Source organism: Chitinophaga sp. RCC_12, from assembly GCF_041360695.1.
GTDB lineage: Bacteria > Bacteroidota > Bacteroidia > Chitinophagales > Chitinophagaceae > Chitinophaga.
This window is the reverse complement of record NZ_JBFUPS010000013.1, coordinates 15,313-29,651: the sequence shown is the minus strand read 5'-3', so window position 1 is coordinate 29,651 and position 14,339 is coordinate 15,313. Positions and strand designations below refer to the sequence as shown.

The 14,339-nt window shown below is 48.0% G+C and carries 13 protein-coding genes; 2 read left to right on the top strand and 11 right to left on the bottom strand.

What is annotated here, in order from left to right:
- Positions 1–3: 3 nt before the first annotated feature.
- On the top strand, positions 4–2,424 hold the full coding sequence (locus AB6805_RS28730) for a TonB-dependent receptor domain-containing protein (protein ID WP_370912877.1): 2,421 nt from the start codon (positions 4–6) through the stop codon (positions 2,422–2,424).
- Here AB6805_RS28730 and AB6805_RS28725 read toward each other — a convergent pair.
- From AB6805_RS28725 to AB6805_RS28710, 4 genes are read right to left on the bottom strand one after another with little or no spacing between them, the layout of a single operon-like run.
- Positions 2,408–3,334: a transporter gene (locus tag AB6805_RS28725; RefSeq protein ID WP_370912876.1), complete on the bottom strand. Its 927-nt coding sequence runs from the start codon at positions 3,332–3,334 to the stop codon at positions 2,408–2,410. The two genes, AB6805_RS28730 and AB6805_RS28725, sit on opposite strands and share 17 nt — an antisense overlap.
- Before the next feature lie 13 nt (positions 3,335–3,347).
- Complete coding sequence (locus AB6805_RS28720) at positions 3,348–4,388, bottom strand: cytochrome-c peroxidase (protein ID WP_370912875.1); 1,041 nt, start codon at positions 4,386–4,388, stop codon at positions 3,348–3,350.
- Positions 4,389–4,399: 11 nt separating this feature from the next.
- Entirely contained in the window at positions 4,400–5,281 is an 882-nt protein-coding gene (locus AB6805_RS28715; RefSeq protein ID WP_370912874.1) for an MbnP family protein, read from the bottom strand.
- 13 nt (positions 5,282–5,294) lie between these two features.
- Complete coding sequence (locus tag AB6805_RS28710; protein WP_370912873.1) at positions 5,295–5,660, bottom strand: hypothetical protein; 366 nt, start codon at positions 5,658–5,660, stop codon at positions 5,295–5,297.
- A gap of 186 nt (positions 5,661–5,846) precedes the next feature.
- Here AB6805_RS28710 and AB6805_RS28705 point away from each other — a divergent pair, with 186 nt between their 5' ends.
- Positions 5,847–6,320 (top strand): RDD family protein, encoded by a 474-nt coding sequence (locus tag AB6805_RS28705; RefSeq protein ID WP_370912872.1) that lies wholly within the window; start codon positions 5,847–5,849, stop codon positions 6,318–6,320.
- Positions 6,321–6,379: 59 nt separating this feature from the next.
- Here AB6805_RS28705 and AB6805_RS28700 read toward each other — a convergent pair whose 3' ends face one another.
- The 7 genes from AB6805_RS28700 to AB6805_RS28670 all read right to left on the bottom strand — a co-directional run bounded on the left by AB6805_RS28700 (position 6,380) and on the right by AB6805_RS28670 (position 14,322).
- Complete coding sequence (locus AB6805_RS28700) at positions 6,380–7,864, bottom strand: DUF1254 domain-containing protein (protein WP_370912871.1); 1,485 nt, start codon at positions 7,862–7,864, stop codon at positions 6,380–6,382.
- Positions 7,865–7,880: 16 nt separating this feature from the next.
- Complete coding sequence (locus AB6805_RS28695) at positions 7,881–8,984, bottom strand: formylglycine-generating enzyme family protein (RefSeq protein WP_370912870.1); 1,104 nt, start codon at positions 8,982–8,984, stop codon at positions 7,881–7,883.
- Positions 8,985–9,193: 209 nt separating this feature from the next.
- Complete coding sequence (locus AB6805_RS28690) at positions 9,194–9,754, bottom strand: DUF4136 domain-containing protein (RefSeq protein ID WP_370912869.1); 561 nt, start codon at positions 9,752–9,754, stop codon at positions 9,194–9,196.
- A 31-nt stretch (positions 9,755–9,785) separates the two neighbouring features.
- Positions 9,786–10,598: a hypothetical protein gene (locus AB6805_RS28685; protein ID WP_370912868.1), complete on the bottom strand. Its 813-nt coding sequence runs from the start codon at positions 10,596–10,598 to the stop codon at positions 9,786–9,788.
- Positions 10,599–10,615: 17 nt separating this feature from the next.
- On the bottom strand, positions 10,616–11,665 hold the full coding sequence (locus AB6805_RS28680) for a DUF481 domain-containing protein (protein ID WP_370912867.1): 1,050 nt from the start codon (positions 11,663–11,665) through the stop codon (positions 10,616–10,618).
- Positions 11,662–12,681 (bottom strand): hypothetical protein, encoded by a 1,020-nt coding sequence (locus tag AB6805_RS28675; RefSeq protein ID WP_370912866.1) that lies wholly within the window; start codon positions 12,679–12,681, stop codon positions 11,662–11,664. Before AB6805_RS28675 ends, AB6805_RS28680 begins: the two co-directional genes overlap by 4 nt.
- Positions 12,682–13,020: 339 nt before the next feature.
- Entirely contained in the window at positions 13,021–14,322 is a 1,302-nt protein-coding gene (locus tag AB6805_RS28670) for a BatD family protein (RefSeq protein WP_370912865.1), read from the bottom strand.
- Between the last annotated feature and the right edge of the window lie 17 nt (positions 14,323–14,339).

Sequence of the window (14,339 nt, the reverse complement as noted above, 5' to 3'; positions counted from 1 at the left end):
AGGATGAAACGATTGATCTATTTTCTCTTACTGGTATTACCTGGCGTTGTGACACAGGCACAGGAGAAAGACGTAACGGTTTCCGGAACGGTAAAAGATGCTAACAGTAAAGCCGTGTTGCCATTTGTGAATGTAACCTTACACAAAACAGCCGATTCTTCTTTTGTAACCGGGGTTATTACCAGCGAAACAGGCAGCTTCCGCATGGGGCCACTGGCAAGCGGACAATACCTGCTGAAGATCTCCTATATGGGTTATACTACCCGCTGGCAACCATTGCTGGTAGGACACCTCAGCCAATTCCTGGATGCCGGCAATATAGAATTGGTTGCCGGCGTAACGCATATCAATGAAGTAACTGTTACCGGGAAGCAGGATGCGGTAACGGATAAGATGGATAAAAAAACATTCCTGTTATCTTCCAATATCAGCCAGGCCGGCGGTTCTGCGCTGGAGGCGATGAAAAACCTCCCCGGCGTTACTGCCGGCCAGGATGGCAAAGTGCTGCTGCGCGGCAGCGATAAAGTAATGATACTCATCGACGGTAAACAAACCGCACTCACCGGCATAGGCGGGCAGGCCGGCCTGGATAATATCCCCGCCTCCGCCATCGAAAAAATTGAGATCATCAATAACCCTTCCGCGAAGTACGATGCCAACGGTAATGCCGGCATCATTAATATCATCTACAAAAAAGAAAAAAAAGAAGGTATTAATGGAAAGATAGGTCTTACTACCGGCCTGGGCGCCCTATGGGAAAAGAAAGGTAATCTTCCGGGTATACGCCCACAGTACACCGCAACGCCCAAAATAAACCCTTCGCTATCACTGAACTACCGGAAAAACAAAGTAAACCTTTATCTGCAGGGTGATCATCTCTATACCAAAACCCTTAACAAAAACGAGTTTACCGAAAGAATATATGATCACGGCGATAATACTTTGCAGCAGCTGAAAAGAAACCGGACCACCAATATTACTACCGGCAAAGCTGGTATGGACTGGCAACCAGATGAAAACAATACAATCAGTATATCCGGTTTATTCAGCAGTGAAAAGATCCTTGACCGGGGTGATGAGCCCTTCTTTGCCACGGATCTCAGCGAAAGGAAACGGCTGTGGCAATTCCTCGAAGACGAGCTGAAAACCACGGCTACCTTTTCTGCCGGCTGGCAACATGCCTTCAAACAACCGGGGCGTACGTTGAACGTGCAACTGAATTATACTTTTCACCGGGAAGATGAAAAGTATTTTTTCACGAACATCATGCCTGCCTATACCGGGTTGGATTCTTTTAAACTCCTGTCTGATGAGCATGTGGCTGATCTGAATGCCGATTATGTGCATCCGTTAAAGTATGGCCGTTTTGAAGGAGGGATTAAATTCCGGCGGCGTTATATTCCTACCAATATGCAATTCAAACCGGGTATCCAGTCTCCTCTCGACACCACTGCCGGCGGCTGGGCCAACTACGGCGAAATCATACCCGCCGCCTACGGTATGTTTGTATTTGAAAACAGAAACCTCGAAATAGAAGCGGGTATGCGGGTGGAGTATGTTGACCTGCAGTATGATGTGAATCCTGAACACCGTACCTATAAAAGCGATGGATACCACTATATACAACCGTTTCCAAATGTGCGGCTATCTTATCTTATCAATGATCAGCATAAATTATCTTTTTTTTATAACCGGCGGGTAGACCGTCCGAATGAAGTAGACATCCGTATCTTTCCAAAGTATGACGACGCTGAAATTATAAAGGTGGGCAATCCTGAGCTGAGGCCGCAGTTTACCAATACATTTGAACTGGGCTATAAAACCAGCTGGCGCAATGGCTACCTGCACCCTGCACTTTATCACAAACGGATGGATGCCACTATTACACGCATAGGCAGCACCGTTAGTAACAGCACACTGATCTATAACATATTCCAGAATGCGGGAAAAAGCTATAACACCGGTATTGAAATCAACCTGGCGCAGCAGATCAGCCGGTGGATAAATTTCAACCTATTGCTAAACGGATACCAGAACATCATTGCTGCTTTTACCGTGGTGAATAAATACCCGGTGGAGAACACCTATTCCTCATCGCGGCAGGAAATGTTTTCCGGCAACATTAAATTCAATGCAATGTTCCAGCTGCCACGGCTGGTGGAAATACAGCTGACAGCGATCTATCTCGCCCCTGATATCATCCCGCAGGGAAAAATATATTCCCGTTTTTCAGTTGACCTTGGTGTAAAAAAGAATATTGGCAACAACGAGTTTTTTGTGAATGCCACAGATATAGCCAATACCCTGCGCATCCGCAGAACGGTGGAAGGCAATGGTTTCCACTACACCGGCACGGATTACCTGGAAACACAGGTAATCCGCGTGGGATATAGTTATAAGATGGGTACTAAAACAAATAAGTAACATGCACCATTACGCGGTTGCCTGCTTTAATCCGGGTATCAGCCAGCTGTTGTGAAATAACGGGTTGGAAATTTCCACCTATGGAAACAACGCCCATGGTGGCTTCCACACCCAATGTGGTCAGCAGTGAATGTCCGCCCGAAATATCCACGGCATACTTTTTTCCTTCCGTATCTTTTTCGGCGGTTTCATACAGTATCCCTGCATTGGGCGCCAGCGTAACTTTCTCCGCTGCCCTTATTTTATAATAGGCCAGTATGTTTGCGGTGAATTTATTCCCATACTGGTAATCGTATTTATTATAGCTATTGATTTTGTAACTCACGTTGGTATTTACCCCGAAGTCCATTAGCCGCACATCGTACATGGCATTTAAGGTAAAGTCGGTGCTGGCGGTGCCCAGCTGGAAATTATTGGGCGTATCTTCATTTTCCTTATGTTCAGTTGGCTCATATTTCCCCGTAGGTACTTTAATGCCCCCTCCTATCCATAACGATTGCACCAGCAGTTTGCCGCCACGGGTAGTATGCTGTTTATCCAGCAGCTGGTAATAGCCAACCACCGCTATATCTCCGATACCGGATTTATGCATGGTGACGCCCTGGTTTTCGCGGCTGTTGAAGTTGACCGGTATAAACCCCAGCACCCGGAAACGTTTGCCGATGTTCCATCCGCCCCAGAGTTCCGCTGTCTGGTAGGTTTCGTTGGTAGTAAGATAGGATGTGGCGCCACCGGGACCCAGGTGGGAACGCAGCGTTTTGTACTGGTAGCGGATACCGATAAACTTCTTTTTAAAATCCGGCAGCAGGCCGATGTAGTAGCTTCCTACCCCGCAGCCGCAGATATCACAGGCCCTGGCTTCGTAGCAACCGGTGGTGATCATCAGCAGCAGCAATAGTATTTTTTTCATCTGTCGTATCATTTTATTGCGATTCTTCTGAGAACCGTTTGTCTTTAACAAAATTCCGGTCGTTCAGCGTGTTGAGGAATACCAGCAGTAATTGCTGCTCTGCTGCGCTGAGTGTGATGCCGGGTTTCGCGTTCATTTTCAGCAGCGGATCGAGCGTTGGGCCGTCCTCCACTTCCGCTGCATAATGATTTAATACGCCCTGAAGTGTATAAAAGCGGCCATCGTGCATATAAGGAGCGGTGTAAGCGAGGTTACGCAGGCTGGGCACTTTAAACTTATACTTGTCCGCCGGGTTTAGTGTGATCGGGTACCGGCCTTCATCGTTGTTTGGACCCGTGCCGATGCCATTGTTCCGGAAGGAATGATCCGTGAACAGCGGTTCCTGGTGGCAGCTGTTACATTTTTGCTGAAACACGGTATAGCCCTGCTGTTCTGCCGGTGTAAACGTGGCCTGCTTACGGGTTACGCTGTCGTATTTCGATTGATCGCTGACCACCATTACCATGAATTGCGACAGTGCTTTCATCATCCGCGCGGTAGTTATTTCTTCTGTGCCGAATACTTTTTTAAACAGTGCCGGGTAGGGCGTTGTTTGACGTAGTTTATCCAGCACATTGCCCATTGTTTCATCCATTTCCACGAAGTTGGTGATGGGTGCTACCGGTTGCAGGTCGAGGTCGAAAACGCCGCCGTCCCACATGAAAGTGGTATTCCATGCCAGGTTCATGATGGGTGGTGAATTGCGGCTGCCGAGCCGGTCGTCGATACCATGACTTACATCATGCCCATGATGCGTAAAGGCGGCGGTTTGTATGTGGCAGCTGCCGCATGAAATGGTATTGTTGCGGGAAAGCCTCGGCTCATAGAACAGCTTGCGTCCCAGTTCGAATCCTTCTTTTGTAATGGGATTACTGACCAGCTTATACACCGGCGCGGGGAATCCCGCGGGCTGCTGAAAGCCGGTAAATGTATTGGCCGGATCTTTTAATTCATCATTTTTACCGCATGCAGACAAAAGGAGTACCAGCAGGATACGCCAACTAAGTTTAGCCATGACCGTTAGTTTTAATTTTCCGTATGATCGTGGTGGAACATATGGCTGTAGTTATCCGCTATTTTTGCGCTGAAGTCGCCAAACATCACGGTGGGATTGGATAAGATGCTAACGGTGGTAGCGCCATTGAACATTTTCAGCACATCTGCCATCAGGTGGATATTTGCTTCCCTGCCCTGCCTGACCTTTGCGGTGCCGCCGGCAGTGAGATTGATGGTAATGGTCCTGTTATTGTTTAAGGTAGGTGCGCTGTATCCGCCGAAGCCACCGATATGGTAACGGAATTTGTGTTGCCCGCTGGGGTCTGTTGGAGCGGCGTCTGAGGTGCCTTCCATTTTAAAGAAGATGTAGCCCATATTCCAGCCCCAGTACATACCGTCGTCCATTCCGCCGGCAGGGTCCAGCACGCCGGTGCGTTTGCTTACGTCCATTACGCTGCTGAGGCTGTCCACACCCAGGATGAAGCTGAGGGAAGTATATTCACCTTCCGGCACGCGCACTTTTACAAACTGCGAGGCGGGGTCTGATTCTGATACCAGGAAATAGCTGCTGTCTTTAGGAACGGTGTATTCCTGTCCGCCGGCATTCCTCACTTTGATATTGGTGATAAAATATTTCAGGCGGTCTACTTTAAAAGATTCTCCTGCCGCATTCACATAAGTACCGGTATTCAACTGGAGGTTTTTATCGCCTGCGATGTTATCAAACTGAATAGATAGTGTCGCTTTCGTGGTTTCATTAGCTGCCGGGGTGGTGTCGTCTTTTTTGCAGGCGGTGATGCCGCTGCTGATCACCAGGATGGTGAGTATAATTTGCCTGATACGGTACATGTTAAATGGTGTTATAAAGAAATAAGAATGAATGATCCGGGCAATAGAAGGCCCTGTCTGCATGGGCTGCAGACCTTTAAAGCATATGCGAAACCGGGGCGATGGGCGGGCGGAAAACGGATGCGGGCTGGTCAACAGGAGCGCCCATATTATCACATACCGGGTAACTGGTACTTACAGTAGTGAATGCTGGTTTCAAAATATTATTATCAGGAAGACAGGCATAAAATATTTCGCTCCTGTTATCTGTTTTACTCCAGGGGCTTTCGTGTTCTTTCCGGTCTTCCTCGCGGAGTTGTTTTGCCAGGTGGCATTTACCGTTACAATGCAGTTGTGGTTGATTGCGGTTAATACACAAATTTTTCGCGATGTACTCCTGGTTTACATAAAACCCGAGCATCACCACATAACGGCCTGATAGCTGGCAAAACCAGATCATCATTAGCAGTACCGTTATCATTTGTTTCCGCATTCCTTACGTGGTTGTAATTTCCTGCAAAGTTATTTCTTTGATAAGTGTTTGCCTGAAAATGAACGGGACAATGATTTAGATAAAGTGACTTTTTTTCCGGGGAAAAATAAAAACCACCTGATTATTTTATAATTTACTTTAAAATCCTTTTAACCTATGGAATTACAAACACAAGAATCCATCTTTACGGATGAGGCCACGCTTGAAATGGCTGGTCATGGCCGGCGCCTGGCGAATTACATCATAGACCTGGTCAGCTTTTATATTGTCCTGATAGTGGTAATAATACCTATTACGATTGCCTATCCGGATCTGCTGGATTTTGCGGATTCGCCCGGGATGGACTATCTCGACAGGTTGCTGGCCATGGTGGCATATGGCTTTTATATGGGTGTGATAGAAGCAGTATTTAAGGGAAAATCGCTCGGCAAACTTATCACGGGCACCCGTGCAGTAAATGAAGATGGGAGTGAAATATCGGCTAAAACCGCTTTTCTGAGGGGGTTGAGCCGTGCAGTTCCGTTTAATGCTTTCAGTGCGTTTGGCGGCTGGTGTCATCCGTGGCACGACCGGTGGACAGATACGTATGTAATTGATGTAAAGAAATCAATTTTACCGGTGGGGAAATAGCTTACAGAAGCTCCGTTGTTATGACGGAGCTTTTTTGTTTTATATACCTGAGGTGTTATTTACTTTTTCACTCTTGTAATATCCTCCATCTTCCAGCTCTTATCGAAATATGCGGCGGTTGGGCCATAAAAGCGCATATAGGCAAACCAGTGTTTACCGGGTAAGGTTTGTACCCAATTCTTTTCTTTTCCTTCCGGCGCTTTTGGACCAAAATAGAGGTCTACCGAGCCGTCGTTATTTTTGATCAGGTCTTTCCTGGACGAGAGGTCTGCATTTCGTTGGGGGTTATCTATCAGGCAGCGGGTATTGGAATCATACACGGTGAGCGACCAGAAGTTTACTGCCGGCGGGTTAGCGGGTACATGCAATGTATAGTTAAGGTCACCGAGCAGCCATTCGCCATCTTTATCTTCATAGGCGCCGAGGTAAGCCTGCCCAACATTGGCTATTTTGGTGATCATCGCTTTTGAGTAGGTAACGGCTTCAAAAAAATAGGAAGTACGCTGGAAGAACTCATCATAACTGGCTGCGCGCTGGGAGGGGTCGCCGATGATCATCACATAATCCCATTTCCGGTCTGGCCAGTGATACACACTATCGAAACGTTTTGCAAATGAATTTACCATGGCCATTTGTTTTCCTCTTTCTGCCGCAGCGATCAATATTGTTTTTTGCCTTTCTGTGGGGGCAAATGGTTTACCCTTCTTTACACCCAGGTTATCCAGCCAGGCCATAAAAAAGCGGTCGCGTTCCTCTACCGGTTCTTCCTGGATGATAGCGTGTAGCCGTTCCCAGTAGGCCAATCCATCCGGTTGTCCGCCAAAATATTTTTTACCGGAGGGGCTTACTACTTTTGTCGGTGTAGGGTTTGCTCGTTGAGCATAAGGATATATTTTAACGGCGTGTACCAATGCTTCTGCCTTTTGGGGATCGGGGTCGAGTGCCCGGAAACCAAAGAACACATTCATGGTATTACAGGGAACGATAAAAAATCCGGGGGCTTTAAAATCTTTTTGTCCGGGTGGCACTAAAACATATTTACCACCCTTTCCCTTGTCAGGGCCCATTTCACCAATGACCGCCTGTTCGCGTTGCCAGAAATCGGCTAATCCACCGGCTGTATGACCTTGGGGCATTTCAATAACGGTGGGACCATTTCCGGCCAGGTCTATAAAATCCATGATATATGGTGTGGTAGCATTTGCTGTTAAGATACCCAGTTTATCTTCATAGGTATTATAAAATACGAGGTCGTTGCTGTTTGCCCCGAATACATCATAATGCACATGTTGCCATTCCGCAAAAGCAACGATGGGTAGTCCCCACAGGTAGCACTGTACTGCTTGTTGGTAGTCCATTTTATCAAACAGGGTATTGATGGATTTTCTGGCGGGAATATCCTTGTCTACGTATACAGCAGCTGTATCCGGATCGCTGATGGCCACATTATCCTGCTTGTTGTCCGATGCCGGCGCAGTGTTTTTCTGAGAGTTGCAGGAAAATATGACCAGGCCCATTAGCAGGCCACTTAATACATTTTTCATGATGGGTATTTTAGTATTATTTATTCTGCACCAATATAGTTTTCTCTTTCCCGTTGTCTTTATCTTTCACGCAGCGGAAGCCGATATGCGAGGCGCCGGAGTCAAAGGAAGTACCTCTTCTCGCGCTGGGGCGGTAGTTTACGCAGTAATCATTGGCGCATAGAAAGGAGCCGCCTTTGGTCACTCTTTTTATGGCGTACTGGTCTTCCGGGTCGTAAGTGCCGGCCGGGCCTTGCGGGTCGACCTGTACGGCGTGGACATTCATTTTTTTATAGAAGGAAGCGTCGTACCAGTCGGCGGTCCACTCCCATACGTTGCCGGTCATGTCAAACAGTCCGTAGGGATTGGCGGGAAAACTGGCTACCGGCGCGGTTCCTTTAAATCCATCTTCTCCCAGGTTCTTATCCGGGAAATGCCCCTGGTAGGTATTGGCCATATACCGGCCGCCGGGTTTAAAATCATTTCCCCAGGCATAGCGTTTTTCTGCCTGTCCGCCTCTTGCGGCGTATTCCCATTCTGCTTCCGTGGGCAGGCGTTTGCCGGCCCATTTAGCGTAGGCGTTGGCATCTTCCCAGGCAATTTGTACTACGGGGTGTTTCCAGCGGCCCTCGAGGTTACTGCCCGGACCTTCCGGGTGTTTCCAGTCGGCGCCGGCCACCCATTTCCACCAGTTGGAAATATCGCCGGTGTTTACCGGGTGATCCGGGGCCACAAATACCAGTGCGCCGGGCACCAGCAAGTCGTCGTCGGGTTTAGGCGTTCCGGGGGGCAATTGTTTGCTGATATCTTCCCATAGGGGTTTCCGTTCGGCTACGGTGATATATTTGGTAGCGTCGGTAAACGCTTTGAATTCTTCGTTGGTGACTTCCGTTTTATCTATCCAGAAGCCCTCTACCTTAACGGGATGTGCGGGTCTTTCCTGGTCGTATGCATCTTTTTCATCGGTGCCCATCATAAATTGTCCACCAGCAATCCACACCATGTTGCCGGGATCCTTCTTATCAGCGGCGGTAGCATACCTTGAGGGAACGGCGCAGCAAACAGCTTGTCCTGTTTTGTCCGCGGCCTGCTGCTGCGGTTGTTGCTGGTTGCAGGACACAGCTATTATCAATAACGGCAAATACCTTTTTTTAATCATCATTGTACATCTCTTTAACAGATAACAAAAAGACAATACTCACTTCTTTACGGCACCGTCGTTCCAGGAGGGCAAGCGCCCTCCCGGGCCGACAGATGGAGGGAAAAGAACCATGCGACAGATAAACACCAACATGTTCTCATGTGGGTTGTCAACATAACAGTTAATTTATTGCTGTATCTAAAATGCTACTACATTTTTGCCGGGAAGCTCGCCATGATCTTTGTTACGGCGGCAGGGATCTTTGTATCCGGATCTTTGATCGGACCATCGATCTGGCTATTGCCTACGCCTTGCCATAACAGGGATCTTTTTTCGCGGTCTATCACGTCAATGATGAGGGAACCGTCGATGTATTTATCTACCGAGAAGGTGGTGTTGCTGGAACCCATGCCCATGCCGCCACCCCAGTAGTAAGGTCTGTAGAAACCACCGTAGCCATAATAATCGGTATTAGCCGTTACGTTTTGGCCTTGTTTGGCAATGGTGATTGGATTTACCAGCAGATCAGCGCTGGTGGTATCAGATTGTGTATAGCCCTTTGCCACCATAGCGGCGATCACGCCATTGTTGATACGGTCCCTGTTTAATTCGCTGATGGGGCTTCTCTGACCGGCGGGGTTATAGAGGGCAAAAGTTTTGTACCCGGTAAAACTGGCTTGTTTATTCACGTCTGAAGTTACCTTCAACGTGGGTCCGCAGGCGGCCAGCATCAATAGTGCAAAGGCAGAATAGAGGAGTGTTTTTTTCATAATATTCAGTTTATGTGAGGTTGTAAAAGAATCATTTAGCTTTTTTTGCCCACTGCAGGTTCAATCCAAAAAACACCTGGTATGCAGGCTGACCGGCGCCTTCGCTGTATACGGTGAGTTGTGGTTCAACAAAAATGTTTACCATCATATTGTTTGCCTTGAACACTTTACCTGCGCCAAGGCCAAATGGGATCAGGGTGCGTTGGTTCTCAAAATCAAACGTCCATATGGCGCCGGCGCTACGGGCATACAATCCCGCTGCTATGTTGAAAGTCATCGTTGGCTGAAAGGCCAGTACACTTACTTCCTCGCGATCGGACTGCCCTGCAAACGAGTGCTGGTAGGTAACCAGTGAACCGAGTACATGTCCGCCGGGGATATGATGTATGGCGACAAACGCGCCACCTGCCTGCCATTTACCGGTGCCTAGATAATCGTTGCTGCCGGTGGGAAATACGATCATCGGCCCTATTGCCAGATCTGTGGAGGCGCCGTTTTTAGAAAAGCGGATCGCGTCAAAGATCTGGATATCACCGAGGCCTGAATTATAGCCCATCTTATTATCTGCCGGCAGCGTAGTAAACGGAACTGTGGCACGGATAATCTGCCGGCCTGCCACCATTACTCCTCTCAGGTTCATGGTGTTGGATACCTCCGTAGTGCCCCGCTGGTGCATGGTGATAAAATCGTGGAAACTGATCTGATTCAGCTCCGCCAGGGGATTATTGGATTTCGCAATTTCCTCCTGCGACAGACCTGCGCCGGGTAAAGGCGCCTGCTGTGCCTTTAGTAAGACAGGTGTAAGCAGCATGCTGCATAGTACCATTAGTTTATTACCTTTCATTTGAGATGAGTTAAATATTACCATGAATATCCTATGCTGAACACCGTTCCAAAATCCACTTTCTGTGCGCTTACATCCGGTGGTTTACTATCGTAATCGAAATAAAACTGCACGTTCAGGTTCAGGTGCGTTACAATTTTCCAGTACAGTGTAATGCTCTGGTCCACGCGCCAGCGGCCTTTCTGCGACAAGCTAAAAAACAGTGAATTCGTGGCCTGCATAGTGAGATAGGGAGTGCCCAGCTTGTACAGGTAGTAGTTCACGAACAGCGGAATTTCGGCAGACACGGCACGGCCGGCGTTGATACTGTCTGTGCTGTATTCCTTCTGGATGGAAAATCCTGTAGCCGCTCTCAGGTCGTTTTTCCTGCTTTTAATGAGTATGGGCCCCGCGCCCTCTGCCAGCTGCATACGTGCGCTCAACCCTAATTCCGTACTGCGCTGGAACTGAACAGAGGTCACCGCAAACCATCGCTTCCAGAATTCGATATATGCCTGCACTGCCAGATCTGCTTTTTCTATTCCTTTAAACTCATTGTCGATTGTATACATCAGGTCTCCCGATGTTAAAAACAACCAGTTCTTTGTGCTGTAGGTCATATTGTGGCTTTCATTCACACGGCCTATATTACTGGAACGGGAGTACGAAAAACCAAGACTGGCGGATCCATCGAGCCGTTTCCAGAAATCATCATCCATGTTTTCGATATTATCCAGGTCTTCAATGAACAGTTCCGTAGTATCGTGGTCTTCTATGAGCTTTACCCATCCGGGGCCACGTCCGGGTTCCAGGATGCCCAGGTATTTGATGTTCGCCACACTCTCTATCCGGTATAATTTTCTGCGGGCGGTAATTGATTTTATATTTCTCAGTTTAATCGTTACCATGTCTTCCAGCTTATCCGGGTCCAATATCAGTTCACCACGCTGGATTTTTTTTACCTTACCCCGGATCTGATCTCCATCCATAAATTCAATCACATCACTTTCTCCGGGGTGTAACGTCTGCGCATATACGACAACAGGCAGCAGGCCCGTCAGCAATAATATGATACCGATCCATCTCACCAGCGCCACCTGTAGTTTCCTGATAATAAAAGCGACTTTCGCCCACCCAGAAACCCCGCTTCCGTTCTAACCTGCCACCGTTTATTGAACTGGTATTGTGCGCCCACCACCAGGCTCCAGTTAGAAACAGGATTTTTCTTCAGGGAATAATTGATCGTGATATCATCCGGAAGATTATTCATTTTGTTCTGCACGGCCTGGGCGATGCGTTTTACCACCACCTGTTGAGCGCGGGGTAAATCCTTGTACCATTGTTCTGTTTCGTCAATGATCTTTTGTGCCTGCGCGGGGTCCATCGTGGGTTTGAGATCTGCCAGATCAATAGATCCACTGGTACCTTTATTTACAAAGAAGCCGGTGGTGCCTACCCATACTGCCACTGATTTTCCGGGCTTTTCCGGGAACTGAAAATTATACCCGACCCTCGGGGTGACCATGAAAGTTTTTACCACATCATCCAGCTTGTCGAGATGCGACCAGGTGTAATTAAGATCTGTGATGGTGATAATACCATGATAGCCACCGGCCAGTGTAGTTCCGAGTCCCATTGTATATCCCTTGAAATCGGCTTCGCTGGAAAACTGGAAAGGGGCATTAATATTTACATTGGTTTTTGCCTGGACCAATCCCAAAATCCCATAGAGGTCCACGAATGGCAGGATCCAGAGATCCACCCTGGTGGTGGCGCTTTGCATATGGGCTTTTACATCGCCAAACTGTATAAAGTCGAGCGGTACCGGCTCCACATCGTTGAAGCCCACCTTCAGGTCGGTGATATTCACTTCCTGTTGCCCGCCCATAAAATTGAGCATGGCGCCTACCGGGTATTGGATGCTAAACCCTTTTTCCACCACCTTGCTTCCCAGGATGGGGAAGCGGTAGGGATATCCGGCCCTGCGCAGGCTATCTTTATAGTGCTTGTCGTTGTTACCTATTTTCATACCGGCTCCTGCCTGGGCCATTGCCGTGGCTTCCAGCAGCATAAATGAAAATGATATGAGTGTATATTTCCACATGGCTGGTATGAATTAAAGTGAATGGCAGGGAGAGAACTCCCTGCCGGCTACATAGGTTTTGCCAACTATTGTATCCTTTGATTTTGTTTTTATGACGATAGAAAAAATTTTCATAGACATCCTGGCGTTTATGGCATGACAGGGCATGCCGGTTCGGCAAATAGCTGCACTAAAAGGAATCAATGTCAGGATGATGCTTGCTTGCTATGCCCAGGATACAACGGGTATGTTGACTGGCTTTAATAACGGATTTCTACAGCGTGGAAGAGAACCAGTTTCCCTTGTCTGAATATTAACATCTCATAAAAGAAAAATGTTCTGATACAGAAAAATAATACTTCAGTTTCCTGTCCATTGACGGTTACCGGGCTGTATGAAATTATCTTTTTTGTGTTTCCATTTGTTCCGGTAACTGCGGAAACGATGTTTCAGTTGCGTGATGGTGACATTGTTCTCTTGTTTATTACCATATACGGCCATGTCATAGCTGATAAGATCTTTTAAGGCGTCTGTTTCCTGCTGCTGACGGAGCGTAACAGCTACCGCGGGGGACTCACCATTTTTCCGCCAGCGGTCCCACCACTGATAGAGGGAAGTCATTGCCGGCGCTTTCATAAATTGCCGGAACCAGAAGCTTTCACTTTGGTGGTATTGCTGCAAAAGGTATTTTATTTTTTTTGTGAGATAGCGGCCGGTTCTATACAGCAGCCACATCAGCAACAACACGGCGAGTGCATATAAACAGGCCTTATACCAGATCATGCCTGCTATCATGCGCGGGCCTTTCTTAGCTGGTTTCAAAGGTGTGCTGGCTTTAGCGAGGCTATCTTCCAGGGTGGTGAGCATCCCCAGGTGCGGATTATCTGCCACCTGTAATTTCACAGCGGGCAATGTACGTGTATACAGGCGGGCAGCGTATGGATTCCACCAGGAAACTTTTTCCGGCGGCAGTTCAAAAGTGCCTGCTTTTGTGAGCAGCCAGGTAGATGACTGCACGCGTTCACCATTGGCAGTATACTCATCGCGTGTATCCTTCAGCGTTACCTTGCCCGGGTACACTTCTGCCCATGATACTTTGCCTGTGGGCAGTGCGGGAATAAACTGCGGGAGGGTGCCGGAAGCATCTGTGGTTACCGTTCTTTCAATCACATCACCTACTTTCAGGGTACTTAATTGTTTGCTCCAGTGGTCGGCGAGCTTTACATCGCCGGCCACCAGCCATTCTTCATTATGCGGAAAACTTTCAGGCACCGGCTTCACCACAAAAGATACCGGCGTGGTATGCAATACCACTTTGCTGCTGGCGGCACCGGCTTCCAGCGGCGTAGCTACGGTGATGGTGATGGATGGCACGCTGAACATGCCTTCCTTATAAGGGAAAACGATATAATAAAACTGGATACCGGAGTATTCGATACCATGATCTGTAAACCTGCCGGTTTGCGAATGCGTGAAAGGCACCACAAATGTGCCGGGGATCTGGATATTATCAAACTCCGGCGGCTGTGTGTACCAGGTGGCAGTGAGCACTGTGCAAGTAACCTTAAACGGCTGCTGGATATAGACATTATTCCGGTCCAGCTCTACTTTGGCAAAGCATTTCAGCTGGGCATGCAGCATGTTGCTGCACAGTATATGCATGACCGTTATATAATATT

Excerpts from the sequence above, each read along its gene's own strand:
- AB6805_RS28670 (WP_370912865.1), bottom strand. The coding sequence starts at position 14,322 with ATGCATATACTGTGCAGCAACATGCTGCATGCCCAGCTGAAATGCTTT.
- AB6805_RS28700 (WP_370912871.1), bottom strand. The coding sequence starts at position 7,864 with ATGAAAAATGTATTAAGTGGCCTGCTAATGGGCCTGGTCATATTTTCC.
- AB6805_RS28720 (WP_370912875.1), bottom strand. The coding sequence starts at position 4,388 with ATGGCTAAACTTAGTTGGCGTATCCTGCTGGTACTCCTTTTGTCTGCA.
- AB6805_RS28690 (WP_370912869.1), bottom strand. The coding sequence starts at position 9,754 with ATGAAAAAAACACTCCTCTATTCTGCCTTTGCACTATTGATGCTGGCC.
- AB6805_RS28685 (WP_370912868.1), bottom strand. The coding sequence starts at position 10,598 with ATGAAAGGTAATAAACTAATGGTACTATGCAGCATGCTGCTTACACCT.
- AB6805_RS28710 (WP_370912873.1), bottom strand. The coding sequence starts at position 5,660 with ATGATGATCTGGTTTTGCCAGCTATCAGGCCGTTATGTGGTGATGCTC.
- AB6805_RS28675 (WP_370912866.1), bottom strand. The coding sequence starts at position 12,681 with ATGTGGAAATATACACTCATATCATTTTCATTTATGCTGCTGGAAGCC.
- AB6805_RS28705 (WP_370912872.1), top strand. The coding sequence starts at position 5,847 with ATGGAATTACAAACACAAGAATCCATCTTTACGGATGAGGCCACGCTT.
- AB6805_RS28715 (WP_370912874.1), bottom strand. The coding sequence starts at position 5,281 with ATGCAGACAGGGCCTTCTATTGCCCGGATCATTCATTCTTATTTCTTT.
- AB6805_RS28725 (WP_370912876.1), bottom strand. The coding sequence starts at position 3,334 with ATGAAAAAAATACTATTGCTGCTGCTGATGATCACCACCGGTTGCTAC.
- AB6805_RS28730 (WP_370912877.1), top strand. The coding sequence starts at position 4 with ATGAAACGATTGATCTATTTTCTCTTACTGGTATTACCTGGCGTTGTG.